At 42.8% G+C, this 22,497-nt stretch carries 15 protein-coding genes; 9 read left to right on the top strand and 6 right to left on the bottom strand.

The annotated features are described in order from the left end of the window. Positions 1-13: 13 nt before the first annotated feature. From XZ46_RS15960 to XZ46_RS15970, 3 genes are read right to left on the bottom strand one after another with little or no spacing between them, the layout of a single operon-like run. A complete protein-coding gene (locus XZ46_RS15960; protein ID WP_006624874.1) occupies positions 14-451 on the bottom strand; it encodes a DUF4079 domain-containing protein in 438 nt (145 codons plus the stop codon). 13 nt (positions 452-464) lie between these two features. Continuing rightward, positions 465-3,968, bottom strand: coding sequence for a WD40 domain-containing protein (locus XZ46_RS15965; RefSeq protein WP_008052251.1), 3,504 nt, complete (start codon positions 3,966-3,968; stop codon positions 465-467). 49 nt (positions 3,969-4,017) lie between these two features. After that, a complete protein-coding gene (locus XZ46_RS15970; RefSeq protein WP_006668213.1) occupies positions 4,018-5,712 on the bottom strand; it encodes an AAA-like domain-containing protein in 1,695 nt (564 codons plus the stop codon). A 153-nt stretch (positions 5,713-5,865) separates the two neighbouring features. Here XZ46_RS15970 and XZ46_RS15975 point away from each other — a divergent pair, with 153 nt between their 5' ends. From XZ46_RS15975 to XZ46_RS15985, 3 genes are all read left to right on the top strand, one after another. Then, on the top strand, positions 5,866-9,882 hold the full coding sequence (locus XZ46_RS15975; RefSeq protein WP_008052252.1) for a GAF domain-containing protein: 4,017 nt from the start codon (positions 5,866-5,868) through the stop codon (positions 9,880-9,882). Further along, complete coding sequence (locus XZ46_RS15980) at positions 9,875-11,011, top strand: sensor histidine kinase (protein WP_006624870.1); 1,137 nt, start codon at positions 9,875-9,877, stop codon at positions 11,009-11,011. Before XZ46_RS15975 ends, XZ46_RS15980 begins: the two co-directional genes overlap by 8 nt. Positions 11,012-11,541: 530 nt before the next feature. Further along, complete coding sequence (locus XZ46_RS15985; protein ID WP_008052254.1) at positions 11,542-13,500, top strand: diguanylate cyclase domain-containing protein; 1,959 nt, start codon at positions 11,542-11,544, stop codon at positions 13,498-13,500. Here XZ46_RS15985 and XZ46_RS15990 read toward each other — a convergent pair. From XZ46_RS15990 to XZ46_RS16000, 3 genes are all read right to left on the bottom strand, one after another. Next, positions 13,481-14,575 (bottom strand): tetratricopeptide repeat protein, encoded by a 1,095-nt coding sequence (locus tag XZ46_RS15990; protein ID WP_006668208.1) that lies wholly within the window; start codon positions 14,573-14,575, stop codon positions 13,481-13,483. The genes XZ46_RS15985 and XZ46_RS15990 overlap by 20 nt on opposite strands. Positions 14,576-14,653: 78 nt before the next feature. Next, entirely contained in the window at positions 14,654-15,628 is a 975-nt protein-coding gene (locus tag XZ46_RS15995) for a heme o synthase (RefSeq protein WP_006624865.1), read from the bottom strand. An 86-nt stretch (positions 15,629-15,714) separates the two neighbouring features. Continuing rightward, positions 15,715-16,650: a COX15/CtaA family protein gene (locus XZ46_RS16000; protein ID WP_006624864.1), complete on the bottom strand. Its 936-nt coding sequence runs from the start codon at positions 16,648-16,650 to the stop codon at positions 15,715-15,717. A 114-nt stretch (positions 16,651-16,764) separates the two neighbouring features. Here XZ46_RS16000 and XZ46_RS16005 point away from each other — a divergent pair, with 114 nt between their 5' ends. From XZ46_RS16005 to XZ46_RS16030, 6 genes are all read left to right on the top strand, one after another. Next, positions 16,765-17,802, top strand: coding sequence for a cytochrome c oxidase subunit II (locus XZ46_RS16005; protein ID WP_008052255.1), 1,038 nt, complete (start codon positions 16,765-16,767; stop codon positions 17,800-17,802). Between the two features lie 67 nt (positions 17,803-17,869). Further along, positions 17,870-19,627 (top strand): cytochrome c oxidase subunit I, encoded by a 1,758-nt coding sequence (ctaD, locus tag XZ46_RS16010; RefSeq protein ID WP_008052256.1) that lies wholly within the window; start codon positions 17,870-17,872, stop codon positions 19,625-19,627. Between the two features lie 84 nt (positions 19,628-19,711). Further along, on the top strand, positions 19,712-20,338 hold the full coding sequence (locus tag XZ46_RS16015; protein WP_008052257.1) for a cytochrome c oxidase subunit 3: 627 nt from the start codon (positions 19,712-19,714) through the stop codon (positions 20,336-20,338). Positions 20,339-20,461: 123 nt separating this feature from the next. Beyond that, entirely contained in the window at positions 20,462-21,286 is an 825-nt protein-coding gene (locus XZ46_RS16020) for a Ycf66 family protein (protein ID WP_008052258.1), read from the top strand. Next, positions 21,255-21,884: a TolB family protein gene (locus XZ46_RS16025; protein ID WP_006668204.1), complete on the top strand. Its 630-nt coding sequence runs from the start codon at positions 21,255-21,257 to the stop codon at positions 21,882-21,884. The genes XZ46_RS16020 and XZ46_RS16025 overlap by 32 nt, the downstream gene beginning before the upstream one ends. After that, positions 21,881-22,411 (top strand): TolB family protein, encoded by a 531-nt coding sequence (locus XZ46_RS16030; RefSeq protein WP_008052260.1) that lies wholly within the window; start codon positions 21,881-21,883, stop codon positions 22,409-22,411. Before XZ46_RS16025 ends, XZ46_RS16030 begins: the two co-directional genes overlap by 4 nt. Positions 22,412-22,497 lie beyond the last annotated feature (86 nt).

Raw genomic sequence — 22,497 nt, forward strand, 5'->3', positions numbered from 1 at the left:
CGGGCAGGTTAAATTAGGGCAGATATTTTTGAACGACGACCCAACCGCTGAGGGAGACGATCGCAAAACTAAAGAATAGAATAACATTGATGGTAATGTGAAGCGATCGCGCCCAAGATTTTTCTGGGTTAATTTGGTGGGCACTCCAGGCGGAAAGCAAGACTAAAGCCACGACGGTCAAACCAGCCGGAAGATGTACAGAGTGTCCTAGGTTCCCATAGTGACCAATAGTTCCGATGATGCCCACAGCTAACAATAATAGAACTAAAACCACCATAATCATGCCGATCGCATAATGAAGGGGTCGCAACCACAGAGGACGGGAAGCGTTTTGCTGGCTACAGGTGAACATCCAACCCCCTGTCATTGCTAAGATCAGATAAGCGGTGATGGAAAGACCCATAGACCAGGCGGCGATTTTCCATAACCACAAAAAGGAAGGCAGATCCATAGTTATTGTTTCCCTAAAATTCACAAAGACGGCGATCGCTTTTTTCTAACTTCTTGTTGGTGCGTAAATAATCCCCTATCCAACCACAGGCATATTCTAGGGTATTGAGACCTAAAATCTTGTCAATTTGCCATAATGTGATGGTGCCATTACCCCCCCCATTAGCCAGAATTTGGTCATCGGGGCTAAATTCTACGGTTCTGACCATGCCACAGTTTCCCCCCAAATGAACTAAGCTATCACCATAGCGACTCCAGACTCTGACGGTTTGATCGTCACTAGCAGAAGCCAGATATTGTCCATTATTGCTAAAGGTTACTTGAATGACTGTACCCTGATGACCGGATAGGGTCTGGTAAAGGTTATAGGTTTGTGTGGTGGGGTTCCACAGCCATAATTTGACGGTGCGATCGCGACTTCCAGAGGCGATCAGATCACCATCAGGGCTAAACAACACAGACCAGACCCCATCTTGATGGCTATTTAGCCGAGAATGGGATCTACCATCTAAACTCCAGAGTTTGAGGCTATTATCATGGGAACTAGACACCATCATCTCACCATCGGAACGAATATCAACCCCCCAAACCGCCCCGATATGTCCGGTGAAAACCTGGGAAATATTGCCATATTCGTCCCACATTTTTAGGGTATTATCCCAACTCGCTGTCACCAGTTTTTGGCTATCTGGGGTAAATTGCAGCCCCCAAACACTGGCTTGATGGTCGGTGAGGGTACGGTGGACTGAATTTGATGCCAAGTTCCATAGTTTCACAGTACCATCATGGGAACTCGAGGCTAACCATTTACCATTGGGACTAAAGGCGAGTTGGTTGACTCTGGTGATATGACCTGTCAAGGTGGCTAGGGGGTTTCCCATGAAGTCCCATAACTTGATGGTTTGGTCACTAGAAGCAGAAGCCATGACCCCAGAGGTGGCATTAAACACAATATCCCAAATTTCTCCCTCATGAGCCTGAAAGTTTGTCATCAGGGGATGATCGATTTTCCACAGTCGTAAAGTCCGATCCCAAGACCCAGAAACTAGGGTTTGGCTATCGGGACTAAAGGAGACAGCATCAACTTCGCCTTCGTGACCGCGAAATACTTCCCGGGGATAGTAAAGTTGATCTATGGGGCTTTTTTTCCACAATCGCACGGTTTGGTCACGACTCCCAGAGGCGATCAATTTGCCGTCGGGACTAAAGGCAATATCCCAAACTTCATCATCATGGCTTTCGATGCTTTGCCGGATTTCTCCCTGGGTATTGGTGATTTTTATGGTGCGATCGCGACTAGCTGAAACTAGGTGATCAGAGTCGGGACTAAAGGCGATCGCCATCACTTCCCCTTGATGATTTGGCAGGGTTTTTAAGAGGGAACCATCGGAGTTAAAAAGTTCGATAATTCCCGATTCTCCACCAAGGGCGATCATTTCACCATTAGGACTATAGGCGATCGCCCGCCGTGGGATTCCATCATTGCTAAGGGTGGTGAGTAATTCTCCGTTGATTTTCCACAGTTTGGCACTACCATCAAGACTAACTGAGGCGATCAATTCACCATCAAAACTAAAGACGACGGACATCACGGGTTGTTGATGTGCATTCCAGGAATATTCGAGGGTGGGGGGAGTTTGCTTAACATTCCAAACTTGCACATTTCCATCCCGGACACCAACCGCTATTAGGTGATTATCCGGGCTGAAATTAATGGCGATCGTTTCATCTTCAAAGCTGCTTATATTAGCCAAAAGTTCACCATCTGGCTGCCACAGTTTCACCGTTTTATCCTGACCCACAGAAGCAATTAATCTGCCATCAGGACTGAAACTAATATTATAAATGGAACCCCTATGTCCTGAAAAGCGGTTAAACTCTTGAATACTATAAGCCGTTTGTGATAGCACAGACTCAACTTTTGCCTGGATTTCTGCATTAGACCACCACAGCTTATTCAGAGATTTTTTGGCTTTAATTGCTTGTAAAAGTGCCTCTAAAGGACGGTTGAGGGCGAGGAAGGCTTCCGAGGATTGCGTGAGGGCTTGAATTTCGCTAAGTTTCGCTTGTCGATATTGCCAAAATGTCGCCAAACCTAGAATTAATGTAATCGCAAAACCTGCACTAACTGCCCCTAACAGTAATCTTTGCAGTCGGGATGTTTTCTGCTGGGATACCAGTTGCAATTCGATGGTTTTGGCGCGCTCGGCTTCTAGGGCTTTTTTGATTTCTAAAGCATCTAATTCTGTGGAAGCTGACAAAAATTGGTAGTCGTCATCACTGAGGCTTTTATGATGAGACCAATGTTGGGCTTCCTGTAAAGCCTGACCTCTTAATAAACGAGAAACATCGGTTTTTCCTGATTTTATCCAGGCTTCAAATGCTTGAGAATACGGCCTTAACACCATTAATTGCTCTCGCACCCATTCACGATTAAAGATAGCTTGATATATGCGGTTTTTGACTCGGATATTGCCCTGTTCTTCTAGGACTAATCCTGATAACAATAGTTCTATTTGTTCTCGACTATCATCAGCCTTGATATGATGATTATCTAATACCTGTTGATAGATACTCAGTAAGCGTCCGACAAATCGCTGATTATAGAGGATACGATTACGAATAGTTCGCAGATGTTCCGGTTCGTCTTGAGATTCCCAACGGTCGATAATGTACCGATAGACAATAGACTCGACCCAAAATCCCTCTAATCCTTTTAAGATGTCCTGGGCTTCGTTTTGGGGGACTATATTCATCATTAATTTACATATTTTTTGCGTGAGAAATGGTTGTCCGTCTGTCCATTTTATAATTTCTCTAATTAGGGTTTTTCCACAACCAAATTTAGCCTCTAAACCTTGGGCTAAGGGTTCGGCTTCTTCTGGGGTAAATCCTGACAGTTTTATGGCTGTACCAATATTAAAAGGGGTGCGAGTGCGATCGCGAATTAAATCCCCCGGAGTTGCTACTCCTAACAAGGCAAATGTCAGGCGATTATATTCGGGGTTAGTCGCCCTTTGATTATAGCAAAAGCGAATAAACGCAAAGAAATCATCGGTGGGAAAATTCAGGCTTAATAAATTGTCGATTTCATCAATAAAAATCACTATTTTTTGACAGGAAATATTCGCTAAAACTCCCTGGTCAATAAACTGTTCTAGGCGCTGAACTAACGATAAATCATCATGGTCTTTCCACCATTGTTTATAATCAAATTGATTTCTTAATTTTAAACTCAGCCACAGGTTGACAATAACTCCCTTATACCATTGTTGAGGGTTGATAATTTCCCCTCCTACTTGAGTCATATCTAGGCTGATACAGATAATTTTATCTTGTTGTAAGCGGTGCATAGTCCGCACCATTAAAGATGATTTACCCATCTGGCGCGCATTGAAAATATAACAAAATTCCCCCCCTTTTAAAGCCTGATAAAGTTGATAATCTGAATCTCGCTCTACATAACTAATATGATGTGTGGGTAAACTTCCACCAACTTGATAAATAGATGTATTCATACTACAAAGCCAGGAAGAACCTGGAAAGTCTGGTGATCGGGAATGGTGACTAAAGGGTGATAGTTAGATCCTTAGCAGTTATGCGATCGCGTCCTTGATTTTTGGATTGATATAGTGCTTCATCAGCCGCTTGCATTAAGTAAAAGTGGTTGATGTGGGTTTGGGGAATTATACTAGCTACTCCCATACTCAGGGTAATAATTTTATCCGCACATAAGGAATTTTTATGCACTATATTCAAGAGTTTAATATTTTGGCCAATGGTTTTGGCTAAATTTACAGCCAGCGTTGAGGTGGTTTCTGGTAAAATAATCGCTAATTCTTCCCCCCCATAACGCGCTACTATATCCGTGGAACGATGAAGACTAGATTGGAGAACTTTCGCGACTTTTTGCAAGCACTTATCCCCCGCAATATGTCCATAAGTATCATTATACAGCTTAAAGCAGTCAATATCACACAAAATTATCGAAATAACTTCCCCTGTATAACTATGTTTTTGCCATTGTTTTTCTAAATAGGAAAACAGAAAACGACGATTGGAGACTTGGGTTAAATCATCTATATTGGCGAGTTTCTCAAGTTCCTGATTCATGGCTTCTAATTGATGCAGGCGAGAATATTCATTAAATATTCCCTGTTCATACAAGTATTTAAAATACTGGCGATAGAGTTGACAACTGGCGATCGCTTGATTTCCTTCTAGCCTGACTAACCCCAAACTCTCCAATTTATAAGCTGCAATGGGTTCGACTATTATCCCGTCATTAGACATCACAATCAACTGTAAAATTTGTAATAGTTCTGCTTGGTCTTTAAGAATCGCTAATTGTTCGCACAAATGTTGATGATAAATCCCCCCTTGAGTATAGGCTTCGCTGATAATTTTTTGGAGGCGATCGCTTATGCTTTTTTTATCATTATCTGGGGTGACTACCAGATGATATAAAGCTAACCTAACTAAGTAGGGATGACCTCCCACCATATCCATTAATGACGTGACTAAATTGCCATCAGTATCCTCTATCCCATGACGTTTAGCTAAATCTTTCACCTGTTCTTGTGTGAAAAATGGCAGTCGGATCGGGAGTCCTACATTAAAGGGAGATTGATTTAATTTTAGGGGAATATAAACCTCCGTTGAATGTACCATAACTAATCGCAATTTTTGCATTTCTTCCGATTGCTTGGCTTCCTCATGCCAGGAGCGCAACATCGGCAAAAACTCCCCCGCCACTTGGGGATACTCAAACAGATAGTTAACTTCATTAATGGTTATAATCAGAGGTGAGTCGATTAAATTTAGCAAGTATTTTAGATAAATTGTACAGCTAACTTTACTGCCGATATCTTCATCCCAATAGTCATCTAACCTAGATGGTAAATTTAGGAAATGACCGACATTAGCACAAAACCACCGCAAAAAACGTTTCAGATCTGATAAAATTGAGGCTTCAGTTTGTCTTAAATCTAAGTTGACTATATAATAATTATTCTGTTTACCATAAGACAAGATTCTTTGCAACAGAGAACTTTTACCCATTTTCCTAGGCGCACGAATACGGATCACACTTCCCGGTTTCTGTATTTCTCGGTAGGCTAGTTCTTCAATAGACGGGTGATCAATATAAAAGGGTGAATTCAGGGGTACAGGATCATTAGGGTACTCAAATTCCATATCTAAAATAGGTAAGGCTTTGCCGTTCATAGTAATTATCATAATATATACTAAGGTGTTGATCATGTATAAACAGTTTGACCCCCAAAATCTGGGTGACATCAGAAACCATATATTGGTATAAATACTGGTACAATGGTAATTATCCATAACTCTGGGGTGAATTGGGGTTCGCAGATCTTTCCTGTCAACTATTACTCAAGAGAAGCTGAGAATGTTATGAACTACGGATCCTTTAATATTCTCCTGGTAACAAATGATCCTGTTTACGAAGGCCAACTCCGACAGTTGCTAAAATTTATGCGATCGCTTTCTGTTAAATTAGAGCGATACTCCCCCGCCTTGGAGTCCTTAGAGTATAATTTCCCTGAATATCATCTTTATATTATCGATTATACTACATATTCCCTCCCAGATTGGATTCATCGGGTACTACCTATCCCAGTTATTGCCTTAGTTGACAACTCAGAGGCGGGTCTAGCTGCTTTGAATATGGGTGCTACAGATTATCTGCCCAAAAATCGACTTATTCTTGAGGAAATAGAGCGATCGCTAAGATTAAGTTTAGCTTTAGGTAAAGCCCATAATCCCCCAATTGACTGCTCCGCAGAAAATTGTAATATTACCCATTTATATCACAACCCAAAATTCATAAAAACCATAATTAATAGTTTTCCAAAATTGATATATATTTATGATGTCAAAAGCTTGAAAAATATTTATGTAAATCAACAATTAATTAAGATACTTGGTTTGACACCAGAAGATTTACACAATTTGGGCGATCGCTTTTATTGGGAGCAGATCCACCCCGATGATTTACCTATATTAGAAACCATATTAGAGCAAGTTTCAGCCTTATCAGAGGGTGAAGTTTTAGATATTGAATACCGCCTACGCCATAAAAATGGCTCCTATCGCTGGCTGCGATCGCAAGAAGTGCCATTTACCAAAGATGCCAATGGTCTGGCTGTACAAGTCTTAGGAACCGCCCAAGATATTACTTCCCACAAACTCATAGAATCCCAACTGCAAGAAAGCGAAGCTCGTTTACAAATAATTTTTAATAGTATTTCTGACAGTATTTTAATGGTAGATTGCCAAGGGATAATTCATGCGGTTAATCCCGCCGGATTAAATTTATTTGGGCGCACTTCAGAAGAGTTAATTAACCACCATTTGGGATTACCAATAACCGTGGGAAATGTAGCAGAATTAGGAATTATTAACCCCAAACGGGGACTGGTCATGGTAGAAATGACTGTGGCTGAAACTGAGTGGTTACAACGACCGTTTTATGTAGTTTGTTTTCGGGATATTACAGAGCGATGTAAAACCCAAGAAGCTCTACAGGAAAGTGAAGAGAGATTTAGCCAAGTAGTTAATCATATTCAAGATGTTTTCTGGCTGACCAGTCCTAGGGGAGACAAGTTGTTTTATATCAGTCCAGCCTACGAAAAAATTTGGGGTCGTAGTTGTCAGAGTGTTTATGATGATCCTGGCTCCTGGTTAGAAGCAGTACATCCTGATGATTTACAGTCGGTAATCGTCAATTTTTCCGACCAAGAATATGCTCAATCTAGCTTTATAGAATATCGCATATTTAGACCTAATGGTGATGTTTTGTGGATTTGCGATCGGGCTTTCCCTATTAAGAATGAGCGCGGTGATGTGGTTAGAGTTGCTCGCATTGCTGAAGATATTACTAACCGGAAAAAAACCGAAGAACACCTACGCCAACAGGCGGAAAGAGAGCATCTTCTTTATCAACTAACCCTCCATATTAGTCAATCTCTCAATCTTGATGATATTCTGCAAAATACAGTTAATGAGTTGCGTCACTTACTTAACTTAGATCGGGTGTTGATTCTCCGCTGTCATGACCAAAACTTAGCCACTGTTACCCATGAATCAATTGTGCCAGGAATTGAGACAATTCGGGGCTGTAAATATCAGGATTATTTGTATAATCATGGTCAACAAGATAGCCAAAAAGAACCATTAATTATCTATGATGATGATGCTAATCTTAGAGCCTTTTCTCCGCAGCATTATTCCTTTAATCTGCAAGCAAAATCTCGGATTTCTGTACCAATTTATCAGGGAGATAATTTATGGGGTCTGTTAATTGTCCATCATGTAGCACGTCTGCGAAACTGGGCAAATTGGGAAATTCAGCTTCTTAAACAATTGGCAACCCAATTGGCGATCGCTATTTACCAAGCCGAACTTTATCATCAGTTACAAGTAGAATTAAATGACCGAACTCAAGCCGAGGAAGCCTTGCGAGAAAGCCTAGTCAGGGAAATGGCAATTACCCAACTCATTCAACAGATTAGTCAAACCTTAGAACTAGATCGGATTTTTGACAATACTACCAAAGATGTACAACAAATTTTACAATGTGATAGCGTCGTGATTCATCAATTCAATAACCCTGACAATTACTACCACCATTTATTATTACCAGATTTGCGAATTATATCCGCGAAAAAGAACCAAGAAACTCCCCATATTAAACTGGTAGTAAAGCATCTTAGATCCGGTCAAGTGGTCATGGCTGATAGTCACCAAGATAGCAGCATTTCAGCCAGTCAGATTAAACTCTTAAAAACTCTCAATATTCACGCATATTTAGGAGTTCCTGTCTATGTAGGCGACACCCTATGGGGTATGTTAGCCACTTACCAAAAACAACCCCGTAAATGGCTCCACCATGAAGTAAAATTACTCACCCAAATTGCTCGACAGTTAGGAGTTGCTATCTACCAAGCCGAACTATTTACCCAACTTCAACAAGCCAAAGAAGCCGCCGACACCGCCAACCGCGCCAAAAGCGAATTTTTAGCTAATATGAGTCATGAACTGCGTACTCCTCTCAATGCTATTCTGGGTTTTACCCAACTTTTGGGGCAAAATTCTGGTCTGACTTCCCAACAACAAGACTATCTACAAATTATCCAACAATCAGGAAAATATCTATTATCCCTAATTAATGAAGTCCTGGATTTATCCAAAATAGAAGCGGGAACAGTAACCTTAAATCCCACCAATTTTAACCTGAGAACTTTGCTAGAACGGATTAATACCATGCTCCAAATTAAGGCAAGTTCTAAGAATTTAGTTCTGGATATACAGTTAGATCAAGATATTCCGGATTATGTCAAAACTGATGAATCAAAACTTCGGCAAGTTTTGGTCAATTTACTAGATAATGCTATCAAGTTTACCGATGCTGGTTATGTCACCCTGCGCGGATCATTTGTTAGCTCTGTTAGCCAACTTTATTTTGAGGTAGAAGATACCGGACCTGGTATTACTCCCGACGAACAAGAACGCTTATTTCAACCATTTGTACAAACCGATGTGGGTCGCAGACATCAACAAGGTACTGGTCTGGGTTTAGCAATTTCTCAGCAATATGTTAATTTAATGGGGGGCAAAATTACCATTGTTAGTGTGGTAGATGGTGGGGCAAAATTTATGTTTAATCTCCCCGTTGAAGTGATTAACTCCGAAAATATTGACCTCGAATATCTCCCAGAAGAAGAATTAACTATCGATGATATTAGCTGCATTAATCTCGCTCCTAATCAACCAAATTATCGGATTTTATTGGTAGAAGATAATTTTAACCATCGCCAACTATTAGTTAATATTTTAACTCCCTTGGGTTTTCAAATACAAGAAGCAGAAAATGGTCAACAGGCTTTGGATTTATGGCAACTGTGGCATCCACACCTAATTTTAATGGATATGAGAATGCCAGTGATGGACGGTTATCAAGCTACCCAACAGATTAGACAAACTCCACAGGGTCAGTCTACCATCATTATTGCCATTACCGCTCATGCTTTTGAGTCAGAGCGATCGTCAATTCTGGCGACAGGCTGTAATGACTTAATTCATAAACCTTTTAATATTAAAACCCTTCTTGATTGCATTAGTGTCAATCTTGGGGTAAACTATATTTATGCAAAATCTATCTCTAACTCTCGTTCCTCAACTCAGTTAGGGCCTCCTCGCTTAACTACAAAGGATATTGCTATTTTAGACCATCAATGGATTCAACAGTTCTATCGAGCAGCTATGGCAGCTAGGGAGTCTCAACTTAGGGATTTAATTGCTGAAATTCCTCCAGATAATACGGTAATTATTCAAGCTTTAACTTGGTATGTTAATCATCTTTACTTTGACCAAATTATTGATTTAATGGAGCCATATACCCATGAATAATGTAGCAGTTAATCAAAATAAAGGAGATATTTTAATTGTCGATGATAAACCCGAAAATTTACAGTTTTTATTTACCATGTTAACTGAAAATGGTTATGATGTTCGGCGGGTTATTAACGGTAAACAAGCCATAAATGTAGCTTTATTTGACCCCCCAGATTTGATTTTACTGGATATCATGATGCCTAATTTAAACGGCTATGAGGTTTGTAAAATCCTTAAAGAACAACCCGAAACTCAGGATATTCCTATCATTTTTTTAAGTGCGCTTAAAGATGTATCAGAAAAGGTGAAAGGCTTTAATGTGGGAGGGGTTGATTATATTTCTAAGCCTTTTGAATTACTGGAAATTTTGGCTAGGGTTGAAAATCAACTTACTATTGTGCGCCAAAAGCGACAACTAGCCGAACAAAATGCACGCCTAGAACAACTAAATCAACAACTACTCAGATCTAATCAGGAACTTGAACAATTTGCTTCTGTGGTATCCCATGACCTACAGCAACCTCTGACTAGCTTAAAGGCTTTTGCTCAATTACTCCAGATTGAATGTCATGATGAATTGAGAGAAAAACCTAGAGAATATGTTAATCATATTATTAATGCGTCAATTCGGATGCAAACGATGATTCAAGATTTATTGATTTATTGTGGTTGTGATACACATTCTCCTAATTTAGAATTAATTGATTGCAACCAATTATTAGCCCAGATACTGATAGATTTAAGATTGGAAATCGATAAAAACAATGCGACTATTCAATATGATAATTTTCCCAAAATAAAAGCTAATCATATTCATCTAACAGAAGTATTCCAAAATCTCATTAGTAATGCCATTAAATATCGTTCTGATGATTTAGCACCATCAATCAATATCTCCTGTCAAGAAACTGACACTAACTGGATATTTTGTTGTGCTGATAATGGTATTGGTATTGAATCGAAAGATTTTGAGAATATCTTTAAAATCTTTACCCGTCTACATACATTCAAAAAGTATCCCGGTACAGGTATCGGTTTATCCATTTGTAAAAAAATCATTGAAAGCTATGGGGGCAAAATTTGGCTAGAGTCCAACCCCGGAGTCGGCACACAGTTTTACTTTACTTTCCCCAAATTTAAATAAATAGTTGCATTTTGTTAAGACCATTGGGTGATTGCAACTACCCTATTGACAGCCCCACACAGCCTATGCCAGTATTGAAATGTTAAATGACTTCGGTTTAATAGCCACCACAAACAATCTCAAATGTTTATTAAGAAATTGGCTTTTTCTAACATTTTTTGCTAATAAAAATTGCCTAATACTTGATAGCGCTACAAGGAATGTGCCGCAAGTGGGCCGAATCTCTGACAGCTTTTTCGATCAATATCTGTATCTAGCCGTCCTCTCTGTCTTACTTACTTATCTATTTTTCAAATTCTGGGATGTGACACTGTAATAATGCTATCGATTTTGGGAATACTATATATATTATGGATTGTCAAATTTATCAAAAGCCAAAGGTGTTTGTTTGAAACCCATTTCTTTTGTGTTGAGTAAACTGCCAACAATTTGACCAAAAATCTGGGTTGATAGACATCGCCATTTAAGTTTTTCCGCGATACTCAAAATCTGGATTTTGGCTAATTATTAGATTTTGAGTAGGGTGACTTATGAATCAGTTAATGGAAGACCGAAGTAAAATCCTATGGATTGCCGGAAATGTGGGAAATGATAATCATAGTTTACCACAAAGTATCTTGCAAAATAATGGATATGAAGTTCATCTGGTTATAGGATTAAAACCAGCTTATAATGCCATTCAATCATGGCCATTAAATTTAATTCTGTTAGACAGTAAATTACATGATGGAGATAGCTATGAGTTATGTAATTGGCTAAAATCGAAAGCAAAATTTCAAAAAATACCAGTTATTATCATGGAAAGCAGGGGTGATTTGTTGAATAAGCATACGGTTTTTGATGTGGGTGCGGCGGATTATCTCACCCAACCTTTCCATGAACAAGAAATGCTGAAACGCATAGGATATCAAATTACTCTACAGCGTCAGAAACACCAAATCAAAGAACAGGATTTAGGTTTAAATTTTGAAAGTCATAAATCGGAAATAGCGAAGTTAGCTTTAGAAAAACAAAGGGCTTTACTAAGGATGGTAATTGATGCTAATCCCAATCTGATTTTTATTAAAGATTGGGATGGAAGGTTTACTTTGGCTAATCGTGCCACGGCGAATTTATATGAAACTACTGTAGATAATATGATGGGCAAAACCCATTCAGACTTGAATCATAAGCAGTATAACAATGATTATATTTTGGCAAGCGATCGCGAAATTATGACTTCTGGTAAACCGCGACTAATTGCCGCGGAACCCGTCAGGTTAAATAATGGAGAAGTTCGTTGGTTTCAGACCAACAAAATACCGTTAATTGGTAATGATGGTCAAACCCCATATTTATTGGTAGTTTCCACAGATATCACGGAACGTCAGGAAGCAGAACAAGAACTATGGAGTCATGCGGAACGGGAAAGAATGTTAAGGGCAATTGTCCAAAGCCTTCATGAATGTATAGATTTAGAACAAGTTTTAGAATGTACTGTTAATCAAATTCGGGAATTTCTTGTGAGCGATCGCGCTTTAATTTATCGCCTAGAAAATGATGGCAATTATCGGGTAGTTATGGAGTCAGTATCCCCCCCTTGGCAACCTTTGTTAGGAACGACAATTAACTACTCTGGTTTATCGGAAGTTATCACGGAGATGGCTGCTGCTAATTATCTAAAAATTTGGTCTATATCTAATGTTGATAAAGCCAATATTCCCATCAATTTACGGAATAAATTAGATGGGTTACAAGTGAAGTCTAAGCTCATTTTACCGATTATTCATCGCCACCCAGATTTGCGGTCACAGCCAACTGAATCCCCCAATTGTTTATGGGGTTTACTGGTCATTCATCAGTGCGATAATACCCGAGGTTGGCAACCGGAGGAAATCGAAGCGTTGCGGTCTATTGCTACTCCCATTGCTGTAGCTATTCAACAGGGAGAATTACACGCGAAATTGCAAACAGTTAATCAAGAATTGGAACGCCTAGCCAGCCTAGACGGATTAACCGGAGTGGCGAATCGGCGACAGTTCGATCTGCACTTAAAAAGGGAATGGCAAAGGTTATTAAGGGAAACTGCACCCATATCTGTGATTATGTGTGATGTAGACTTTTTTAAAGCCTATAATGACACCTACGGCCACCAGATGGGGGATGAATGCCTTAAACAAATTGCGAAAATCTTAGAAAATTGTGCCCAACGTTCTACGGATCTTGCTAGTCGCTATGGCGGGGAAGAATTTGTGATAGTATTACCTAATACTGGGATTAAGGGAGCATTACAGGTAGCTGATAAAATTCAACATCAGATCAGAGCCCTAGAAATTGAACATCAGAAATCGGAGGTTTCCGGCTATGTGACTCTCTCGTTGGGGGTTGCTTGTCAAGTCCCCAATCACGATCGCAGTCCAGAATCATTAATTAAACTAGCTGATGCTGCGCTTTATGAAGCGAAAAGTAAAGGCCGTAATTGCATAATTGCTAATGCTGAGACCATTTAAGAAAAAGCAAGCCACTATAAAGCTGAAAGGCTGGGTCCCAGGGAGTCTCGGACTGTCGTTCTAAATCGATATAAGATTTAATCCTACTGAGAAGTTGTGTATAATCCAAGACGGTTTCAGCAAAAGCGGTAAATTCTGACGAGACTGGTATATTGTCCAGGTTTTGATTAAACCTATCTAATAAACTATTCCACTGAAGACGTGAAGTTTGTTTATTTTCGGCTGTTGACAACTGAATACCCTGATGAAAATCTAATGTGACATCACAAAACCTGATAATGGAATGACGACCTGGTAAATGCAGATCATGGATTTTGGCATAGTCCTGGGTAACTTCCTTGTGGCGAAAGCGATCGCCTCTACTGCGGCGAGGATCATAATCCATAGTTTCGGCAAATAAAGGTAATAAACCTTCGACACGGTGGCTAACTTCGGACCAATTCAAATTTAACATTCCCAGGCGATCGCTTTCATCCAAACAAACCACCCCCAATTGTGGATACAGAGATTGCACATAACAGACCCGAAAAACGTGCAATTTTTCCAGGTCAGTTAAAGACACCCAAAACACGGGAATATTAGCCGATCGCATTTCTTGACCATACACCCCCAACTCTCCCATTTCTCCAGTCTTATAAAGTCGCCATCCTTTACTTTGTAACTGCATCCGAGCGCTATAGGCATCAGTTTTGAGAATCCGTGCCAAAGTTTTGGCAGCCTCTGGCTTATCTTCTGGCGCAATAGGTTCTAATATCAAAACTCCCGGTTCACAATTGCGGGGATTAGTCTTAGCATCTGCGATCGCATTTTGGCGGCGTTGTTGTTCAATAGCTTCTAACCGCTTGACCCCCTGACGCGCCTGGTCAATAACTTTAGGATTGGTGGTAGTTTTCAGTAATTTTCGATAAACCTTTTCAGCGGACGCTAATTTATCGGTCGCCTCATACCAGCGTCCGATATAAAACTGTACCCAGGGATTTTGGGGCGATTCCTTTTGTAATTTTTTAAGTAATTTCGCCGCCTCTCGATAGTCTTGACTCTCCAAGGCGGCGACGACTTGATCAATTTCTTTCATATCAGGACAAAAACCCCTACCCCCGGTCAGGTCGGGAATAGGGGAATGAATCAATTGTCAACGGTCAACGGTGAACTGTCAACTATTAACTCCCATCCAAGTTTGCCAAGTGTGCGCGACAGCCATAGTCATCTCATGGGTAGCAGGGAGACTATCAACCACCATACCCGCACAGAGTAGCATCAGATACAGAATAGAATACTTGAATAGCGATCGCGCCACATCACGGTTATGGGGAGTTTGGAGTAATTCCCAGGCTTTCTGGAGAAAAACTGCCCCCAACCCCAAAGCGATCGCCCCATAAACCCAGCCACTGGTATGGAGGGGATAAACCAATAACAGACTGGTAGGAATCAAAACCAGACTATAAATCCAAATTTGTTGTGCTGTGAGTTCATCTCCCTCAATAACTGGAAGCATAGGGACACCGACATCCTGGTATTCATCGCGGATCATAATAGCCAGAGCCCAAAAATGGGGAGGAGTCCATAAAAAGATAATCACAAACAGCAACCAGGCGGCCCAACTCAAATCTCCGGTAACTGCTGCCCATCCTACCAGGGGAGGGATAGCCCCGGCTGCGCCGCCAATGACAATATTTTGGGTACTGTGGCGCTTCAGCCAGTGGGTGTAAATTGCCACATAGAAGACAATACCGGACATAGCCAATAAAGCAGCCAGGAGGTTAGCAAAAACAGTTAGGAGGGTAAAAGAAGCAATCGCTAAAGCGATCGCAAAAATCATGGCATCGCGAGGCTTAACCCGTCCCGAAGGAATAGGCCGCCAGCGGGTACGTTCCATAATATAGTCAATATCACTGTCGTAAAGACAGTTAATGGTATTAGCAGCCCCAGAAGCTAAGGTTCCCCCCACCATAGTCACCAACAGCAGCAGAGGATCAACTTCCCCTTCTGCAGCCAACCACATTCCCGCCGCCGTTGTAATCAGCAATAACAAAATAATTCGAGGTTTAGTAAGTTGATAGTAGCTTTTCAGCACTTGTAGCGGGTTATTGTGGTGTCGAGATGAGTTAGTCTGAATAATCTCTTGCATGGATCAATTGGTTATGAGTAGTTAATCAGAACACCGAGCCCATATTTCCGGGATAATGGCCCTAGTCCTTGGTCAATTAAATCGAGTTATATCCCCAAAAATCGGCGATTTTCCTGGGGAGACACTTGGCGATCGCGGCATCCCAAAACAGTGAGAGCGACTAAAATGCCTAATAGTATAGCTCCCATGCCCTGATGGGCGATCGTGAGAGGTTCAACCTGTAAATGTAGCTTAAAGGTTGCCACACCTAACAAAATTTGTGCAATCACACAAAGACCCGCCCCTAATGCCAATCGTCGTATCATCGGATTAAGGGCAGAAGTACGCCTAGCTAAAGTCACCACAAAAAGAGTCATCAAAGTAGGCGGGACTACTCCCAGGATATGACCATTCATCACCCCGCACAGTTGAGAAGCACCAAAACACTGATGCAAAGCCCACTGAGAAGCGACCAAGCCACCTAAGAGGCTTTGGAGATATACCAGGACAGCAGCAGCCAGACTCACCCAGGGCAAATATCCAGCATTACCAGTTCCCTGATAAGGCATCAGAGTAAAAGCGATCGCCATTAGGGTCGAGAAAAATAATAACGCAGTTCCCAGATGAGCCGTAACGATATCAAACCGCAATAGTTCAGTCACAGTCAAACCACCGAGAACCCCCTGAAACACCACCAGAAACAGGGCGAAAGTAGAAGCCCAAGGCATCCAACCCGGAAGATGTTGTCGATGCCACCAGGATAAACCCACCAAGTAGGTTGTACCCAAACCAATTAGGCCGGCATCTAGTCGGTGAAACCATTCTAAGAAAACTTGCAAATTCATCTGAGCCGTAGGAACCAGTTGACCATAACACAAAGGCCAATCCGGGCAAGCCAATCCGGCATTCATCACCCTAGTAGCACTACCAACAGCCATCAGTAGCCAAGTAGCGATACATAGCTTCCACACCAGGCGGCGAATTTTTTCTTGAGGAAGTTGTTGGGTTGAGATTTGGTCAGTCTGATAGACAGTATTGGTCATGAGTCTCACACCTAGTCAATGGCATAATTTTGACTTATCTGCCACAACTGTGCAACTTTCACTCTCCGCCGCCCTGGGTCATCTGTGCAGTTTGGTCAATTGCTGTAAGATAGGATGGCGATAGAACTTTTACAGCAGGGGGTTTTCGTGAACATTCCTAGCTCAATCTGGACTTTGTTAGTCGGGATTGCCATTACTCTGATTAGCCTCTGGTATGGTCAGAACCATGACTTATTACCTGTAGCAGCTTCTCCCGAAGCCGCAGAGGTCGATCAACTTTTTGATTTGATGATCACCATTGCCTTTGGTTTGGTGCTATTAGTTGAGGGGGCTTTAGTCGTCTCCTTAATTCGGTTCCGTCGCCGTCCCGGAGACCATACCGACGGCCCCCCCATTCATGGCAATATTCCCCTAGAAATTGTGTGGACGGCAATTCCAGCAGTTATCGTTTTGGGGATCGGAATTTATAGTTTCGACATATATAACCAAATGGGGGGACTAGACCCTATGGCATCGGGTTCCCATTCCATGGCGGATCACGCTAAGATGTCGGGAGCAGCGATCGCCGCTTCTTTATCTGATGCAGAAGATATCACCCCAGGAGGTCAGCAAATCTCCCTAGGGATTGGTGCATCTCCCTCACGAATAGGCTCACCTGCCGATATAACTATTGATGTTAATGGTCTTCAATATGCCTGGATCTTTAACTATCAAAATCAAGGGGTAATTTCCGGCGAACTTCATGTAGCCGCTGGTCAGGAAGTGCAATTAAACATCAGCGCCCAAGATGTGATTCACGCCTTATGGGTTCCTGAACTCCGCCTTAAACAAGACGCTATCCCCGGACGCACAACCGAACTGAGGTTTACAGCCAACCAAGTCGGAACCTATAATGTAGTTTGTGCCGAACTCTGTGGCGGTTATCACGGAGCCATGCGGACAGCAATGGTAGTTCATACCCCCGAAGAATTTGAAGCCTGGGTAGCAGAAAATAGCTTTGCTAACAACCCAGACCAACAACCCACCGTAGCCACTAATCCCAGGGATATGTCCGAGGGTGAATTTCTCGCCCCTTATGTGGCACAAATGGGGATTGAGCAGCATAATGCGATCGCACAGTTGCGACATCACCATGGGGTTGTCGGACTTTAGCGCCCAAATCTCATCATTTCCTGAACACATAGCCCCAACTCAGGTTAACCCTTTCACTGTTTGATATATGGCTCAAGCACAAATAAACATCACAGGCGACTCAGCCATGAGTAACCAAGAGGGAGAACGTCGCCCTCTGGACTTTTTCGGCTTCAGCACCGACCATAAAGTGATCGGGATTCAATATCTGGTCACCTCCTTTATCTTTTATCTAATTGGCGGGTTTATGGCTGGTATAGTCCGCACCGAACTAGCCACCCCCGACCCGGATCTGGTCGATCCAGAAATGTATAACAGTCTATTCACCGTCCACGGAACGATCATGATCTTCCTGTGGATCGTCCCGGCGGGGGCAGGATTTGCCAATTATCTAATTCCGCTGATGATTGGAGCCAGGGATATGGCTTTTCCGAAACTTAACGCCGTCGCCTTCTGGCTAATTCCCCCCGGCGGACTGCTATTATTAGCCAGTTTCCTCATCGAAGCGCCCCAAGCGGGTTGGACCTCCTATCCTCCCCTCAGTTTAGTGACAGGTAAAGTCGGCGAAGAAATTTGGATTCTCAGTATTTTGCTATTGGGAACCTCATCAATTTTAGGAGCCGTCAACTTCTCCGTCACCATCTTTAAAATGCGTATACCCACCATGGGGCTAAATGATATGCCCCTTATGTGTTGGGCAATGATAGCAGCTTCCGCCCTGATTTTACTCTCCACCCCCGTCCTCGCCGCCGCCTTGATTTTGCTCTCCTTTGACCTATTGGCGGGAACCAATTTCTTTAACCCCACCGGAGGCGGCGACCCAGTAGTTTACCAGCACTTATTTTGGTTTTACTCACACCCGGCGGTTTACATCATGATTCTGCCCTTTTTTGGGCTGATCTCCGATATTCTCCCCGTTCATGCGCGTAAGCCGATTTTTGGTTATCAGGCGATCGCCTATTCTAGTCTCGCCATTAGTTTCCTCGGCTTAATTGTCTGGGCGCACCATATGTTCACCAGCGGGACTCCCGGTTGGCTGCGGATGTTCTTTATGATCACCACCATGATCATCGCCGTTCCCACCGGAATTAAAGTCTTTGGTTGGCTGGCCACCATTTGGGGAGGCAAACTCCGCCTCAATAGCGCCATGTTGTTCGCCATGGGTTTTATTGCTACCTTTGTCATTGGTGGCGTAACAGGAATCATGGTCGCTTCCGTACCCTTTGATATCCACGTCCACGACACCTACTTTATCGTGGCCCACTTTCACTATGTCTTATTTGGCGGCGCAGTATTTGGTATTTTTGCCGGAATTTACCACTGGTTCCCCAAAATGACCGGGCGCATGATGAATGAAAATTGGGGTATTGTTCACTTTGTGCTGACCTTAATTGGCGCTAACATGACCTTTATGCCCATGCACATTTTGGGACTGCAAGGAATGCCCCGTCGGGTTGCCATGTATGACCCCCGATTTACAGAACTCAATGTGGTTTGTACCATTGGTACTTACATTCTGGCGGTTTCTACTTTTCCCTTTATCATCAATGCCGTTTGGAGTTGGCTAAAAGGTCCCAAAGCACCCGGAAACCCCTGGGATGCTTTAACCCTGGAATGGATGACCTCTTCTCCTCCCCCCATTGAGAATTTCCACACCACCCCAGTATTGAGAACTGGACCCTACGACTATGGTATGAAGAAAACCTTGTCAATTCGTGCGCGTCTCAAAGAAATGGCTAGTGGTGTACCCCCCCGCAATAAAGAAATCGGGGTTCCCGTTTCCGAGGCGCAGTCTTCATCATTACTAGGAGATATCCAGGATTCTGATTCTGACAATCATCCCTAGAAATTCCTAATTTAAGCGGTCGGACTTCCTCTCAAGTTCGGCCGTGATTAGCAGTTTGTATTACACAACTTGGATTAGAATTTCATGCAATTTACATCAGTTGACAAGTCCCAAACTACTACCAACTTAGCTACAGAGGCGATCGCTTCTTCAGGGCAGCACCATGAGGAACACCCAGATCATCGTATTCTAGGGGTCGTCGTTTTCCTAGTCGCAGAAAGCATGATCTTTCTAGGGATGTTTTCTGCTTATTTAATTTATCGCGCCATGTCCGCACAGTGGCCCCCAGAAGGCATTGAACGGGAACTACTGTTACCCGGAATTAATACCCTGATTCTGATTTCTAGTAGCTTTGTCATGAATCGCGGCAACAAAGCCATTAAAAACGATGACCAAGCCGGTTTACGGGTCTGGTTCGCCGCCACTGCTATCATGGGCGCTATCTTTTTGGCTGGTCAGGTTTATGAATACAGTAACTTAGAGTTTGGGTTAACAACTAACCTTTACGCCAGTTGCTTTTATGTGTTAACTGCCTTTCACGGTTTGCACGTAACTTTCGGCGTTCTCCTCATTAGTGGCGTGTTGGTACGTTCCGCCAAAGATGGACACTACACCAAAGAGTCCCACTTTGGCCCCGAAGCCGCAGAACTATATTGGCACTTTGTTGATGTCATCTGGATTATTCTGTTTATCCTGCTTTATTTGCTGTGAACCCTTATCACACTTAATGTATTTTGTCAACCCCCATTACAGGGGTTTTTTTAATTATTGGCTCTCGCCTGAGCGATTTTCGTCGTTTGAGTTAAGATAGGACTGACGCTGGAGATTTAGATAATGGTCAATTTAGGATTGAACTGGAGCAGCCTACTAGGGATTGTCCTAGCCGTGGCTGGTGCCGCGCTATATTTTCTCCGTTCGTGGAAGCCGAAGTTAGCTCGTGATCATGATATTTTCTTCGCTGCAGTTGGTTTACTCTGTGGCGGGATTCTTCTGTTTCAGGGATGGAGACTTGACCCGATTCTGGCTTTTGGTCAGTTTATGTTAACTGGGACTGCTATTTTCTTTGCAGTCGAAAGTATTAAACTACGGGGAGTCGCGACAACTAAGGCTAAGGAACGAGCATCTTTTGTCGATGACGATCGCTATGTAAGTGATGTTTATCGGGTAGATGCAGAACTAGATGAAATCGAACCCGTCGAAGAGTACGCCCCCATGGCTCGTCAAATTCGCGGAAGCCGAGATTCTCGCCCCTCCAAATCCGATATGTATGATACAGAATCGGAGCGTCGTCGCCCAAGTAGTCGTCGCAGTAGTAGCGCCGTCAATAGTTCCGTAGAACGTAGCAAATCGCGCCCCAGAACTGCGCCCGACCGTAGCAGCAGACCCAGATCAGACGGCTGGGAATCTGACCTAGAAACCGATAGTCGCCCGAGTCGGACTCGCAGCAGTAGACCTGCATCAGTAGACCGCAGCGGCGCTGAGAGTGTGGGATACTCCTACTCAGATACAGATGAACCATCACCCCCCAGAAGTCGGTCTTCTCGGTCTTCCAGAGCCGCCAATCGACCAGACCGGAGGGATGTGGCGACCACCGACTATGTAGAGTATCGTCCAGTAGACTACTCAGATGATGATTACAACCGCTCTGGGGAATACTAGGATTTTCCAATACTCTAAAAGCCGACTGTGGGGAAAAATATTTCCCTGGCGGCGGAGTCAGGGGACTGGTAGGGCGAAATTCGTCCTGGCGGTTTTATTGCTGTTTCAGGCGCTCATGGTGGGCTGTAGTTCAGTAGCCATCAATTCTTCTATGGTTGATGGTGCTATCAATAGCATAGCCACCGATGAGCAACCCGCATTAAGTGGAAACGGTCGGTTTTTGGCATTTGTGTCTAACCGAGAAGGTCAAAATCAATTGTTCCTGTATGACCTGCGGCGACGTAGCTATAAAACCTTGCTAGAATTGAGGCGATCGCTAACAGTAATGGAAAGCCCCAGTCTAAGTTATACCGGGCGTTATATAGTTTATAGCGCCAATGACTCAGGCCGTGCTGATATATACTTATACGATCGCCTTACCTACCGATTAGAAATGCTCACCCGTGGATATCGAGGTGCTGTCAGACATCCTCACATCAGCCCTAATGGTCGTTATATCAGCTTTGAGGGATCTAGGCGAGGTCAGTGGGATATTGAAATTATCGATCGCGGTCCGAATATTGAACTCGACACAGAAACCTCTTTGTCTGAATCATGATCAACCCATATTACCAACGTCTATTTATAATCGGATTATTAGTAATTTGTTTGGGAATGGTTAGCGGTTGTGGTGGCTATCCCCGACTGTTAAATTTACCCCCCGACCCTAGCGGAAACAGCATCAACTCTCCCAGTTCTGAGATGAACCCCCAGATATCTTCTGATTATCTAGTTTTCGCATCCGATCGCCAAGGTCGTCAAGACATCTATCTTTATGATCGCCAACAAGCCGAATTTATCGATCTACCCGGCTTAAATTCCATAGATGCGATCGCCTCAGAACCCGCCATTTCCAGCGACGGGAATTATATTGTTTTCAATTCTACCCGTGGCGGACAATCAGATATTTATTTATATAACCGAAACACCCGCCAACTCAGAAACCTGACCGACAGCCTCAACGCTCAAGTACGCCATCCCACCATTAACGCTGATGCCAGTGTAATTGCTTTCGAGTCTAGTCTCAATGGGCAGTGGGATATTGTCGTGTATAACCGATACGGTCAAGCCCTAAATATACCCTAAACTCCCGGTAGAGTTTCCGGGTTTTGGGTAGAGTATGTCAAACTAGAAGGTAGTGGTAATTTTCCCCCAAGTAGCGATCGCTCTAA

The sequence above is a fragment of the Limnospira indica PCC 8005 genome (genome assembly GCF_000973065.1).
Taxonomy (GTDB): Bacteria; Cyanobacteriota; Cyanobacteriia; order Cyanobacteriales; family Microcoleaceae; genus Limnospira; species Limnospira fusiformis.

Bases quoted from the DNA above. Each gene is read 5' to 3' on its own strand.
- XZ46_RS16020 (WP_008052258.1), top strand. From the start codon at position 20,462: ATGGTCAATTTAGGATTGAACTGGAGCAGCCTACTAGGGATTGTCCTA.
- XZ46_RS15975 (WP_008052252.1), top strand. From the start codon at position 5,866: ATGAACTACGGATCCTTTAATATTCTCCTGGTAACAAATGATCCTGTT.
- XZ46_RS15965 (WP_008052251.1), bottom strand. From the start codon at position 3,968: ATGAATACATCTATTTATCAAGTTGGTGGAAGTTTACCCACACATCAT.
- XZ46_RS15985 (WP_008052254.1), top strand. From the start codon at position 11,542: ATGAATCAGTTAATGGAAGACCGAAGTAAAATCCTATGGATTGCCGGA.
- XZ46_RS15970 (WP_006668213.1), bottom strand. From the start codon at position 5,712: ATGATCAACACCTTAGTATATATTATGATAATTACTATGAACGGCAAA.
- XZ46_RS15995 (WP_006624865.1), bottom strand. From the start codon at position 15,628: ATGCAAGAGATTATTCAGACTAACTCATCTCGACACCACAATAACCCG.
- XZ46_RS15990 (WP_006668208.1), bottom strand. From the start codon at position 14,575: ATGAAAGAAATTGATCAAGTCGTCGCCGCCTTGGAGAGTCAAGACTAT.
- ctaD (WP_008052256.1), top strand. From the start codon at position 17,870: ATGGCTCAAGCACAAATAAACATCACAGGCGACTCAGCCATGAGTAAC.
- XZ46_RS16015 (WP_008052257.1), top strand. From the start codon at position 19,712: ATGCAATTTACATCAGTTGACAAGTCCCAAACTACTACCAACTTAGCT.
- XZ46_RS15960 (WP_006624874.1), bottom strand. From the start codon at position 451: ATGGATCTGCCTTCCTTTTTGTGGTTATGGAAAATCGCCGCCTGGTCT.
- XZ46_RS16025 (WP_006668204.1), top strand. From the start codon at position 21,255: ATGATGATTACAACCGCTCTGGGGAATACTAGGATTTTCCAATACTCT.
- XZ46_RS16000 (WP_006624864.1), bottom strand. From the start codon at position 16,650: ATGACCAATACTGTCTATCAGACTGACCAAATCTCAACCCAACAACTT.
- XZ46_RS15980 (WP_006624870.1), top strand. From the start codon at position 9,875: ATGAATAATGTAGCAGTTAATCAAAATAAAGGAGATATTTTAATTGTC.
- XZ46_RS16005 (WP_008052255.1), top strand. From the start codon at position 16,765: ATGGCGATAGAACTTTTACAGCAGGGGGTTTTCGTGAACATTCCTAGC.
- XZ46_RS16030 (WP_008052260.1), top strand. From the start codon at position 21,881: ATGATCAACCCATATTACCAACGTCTATTTATAATCGGATTATTAGTA.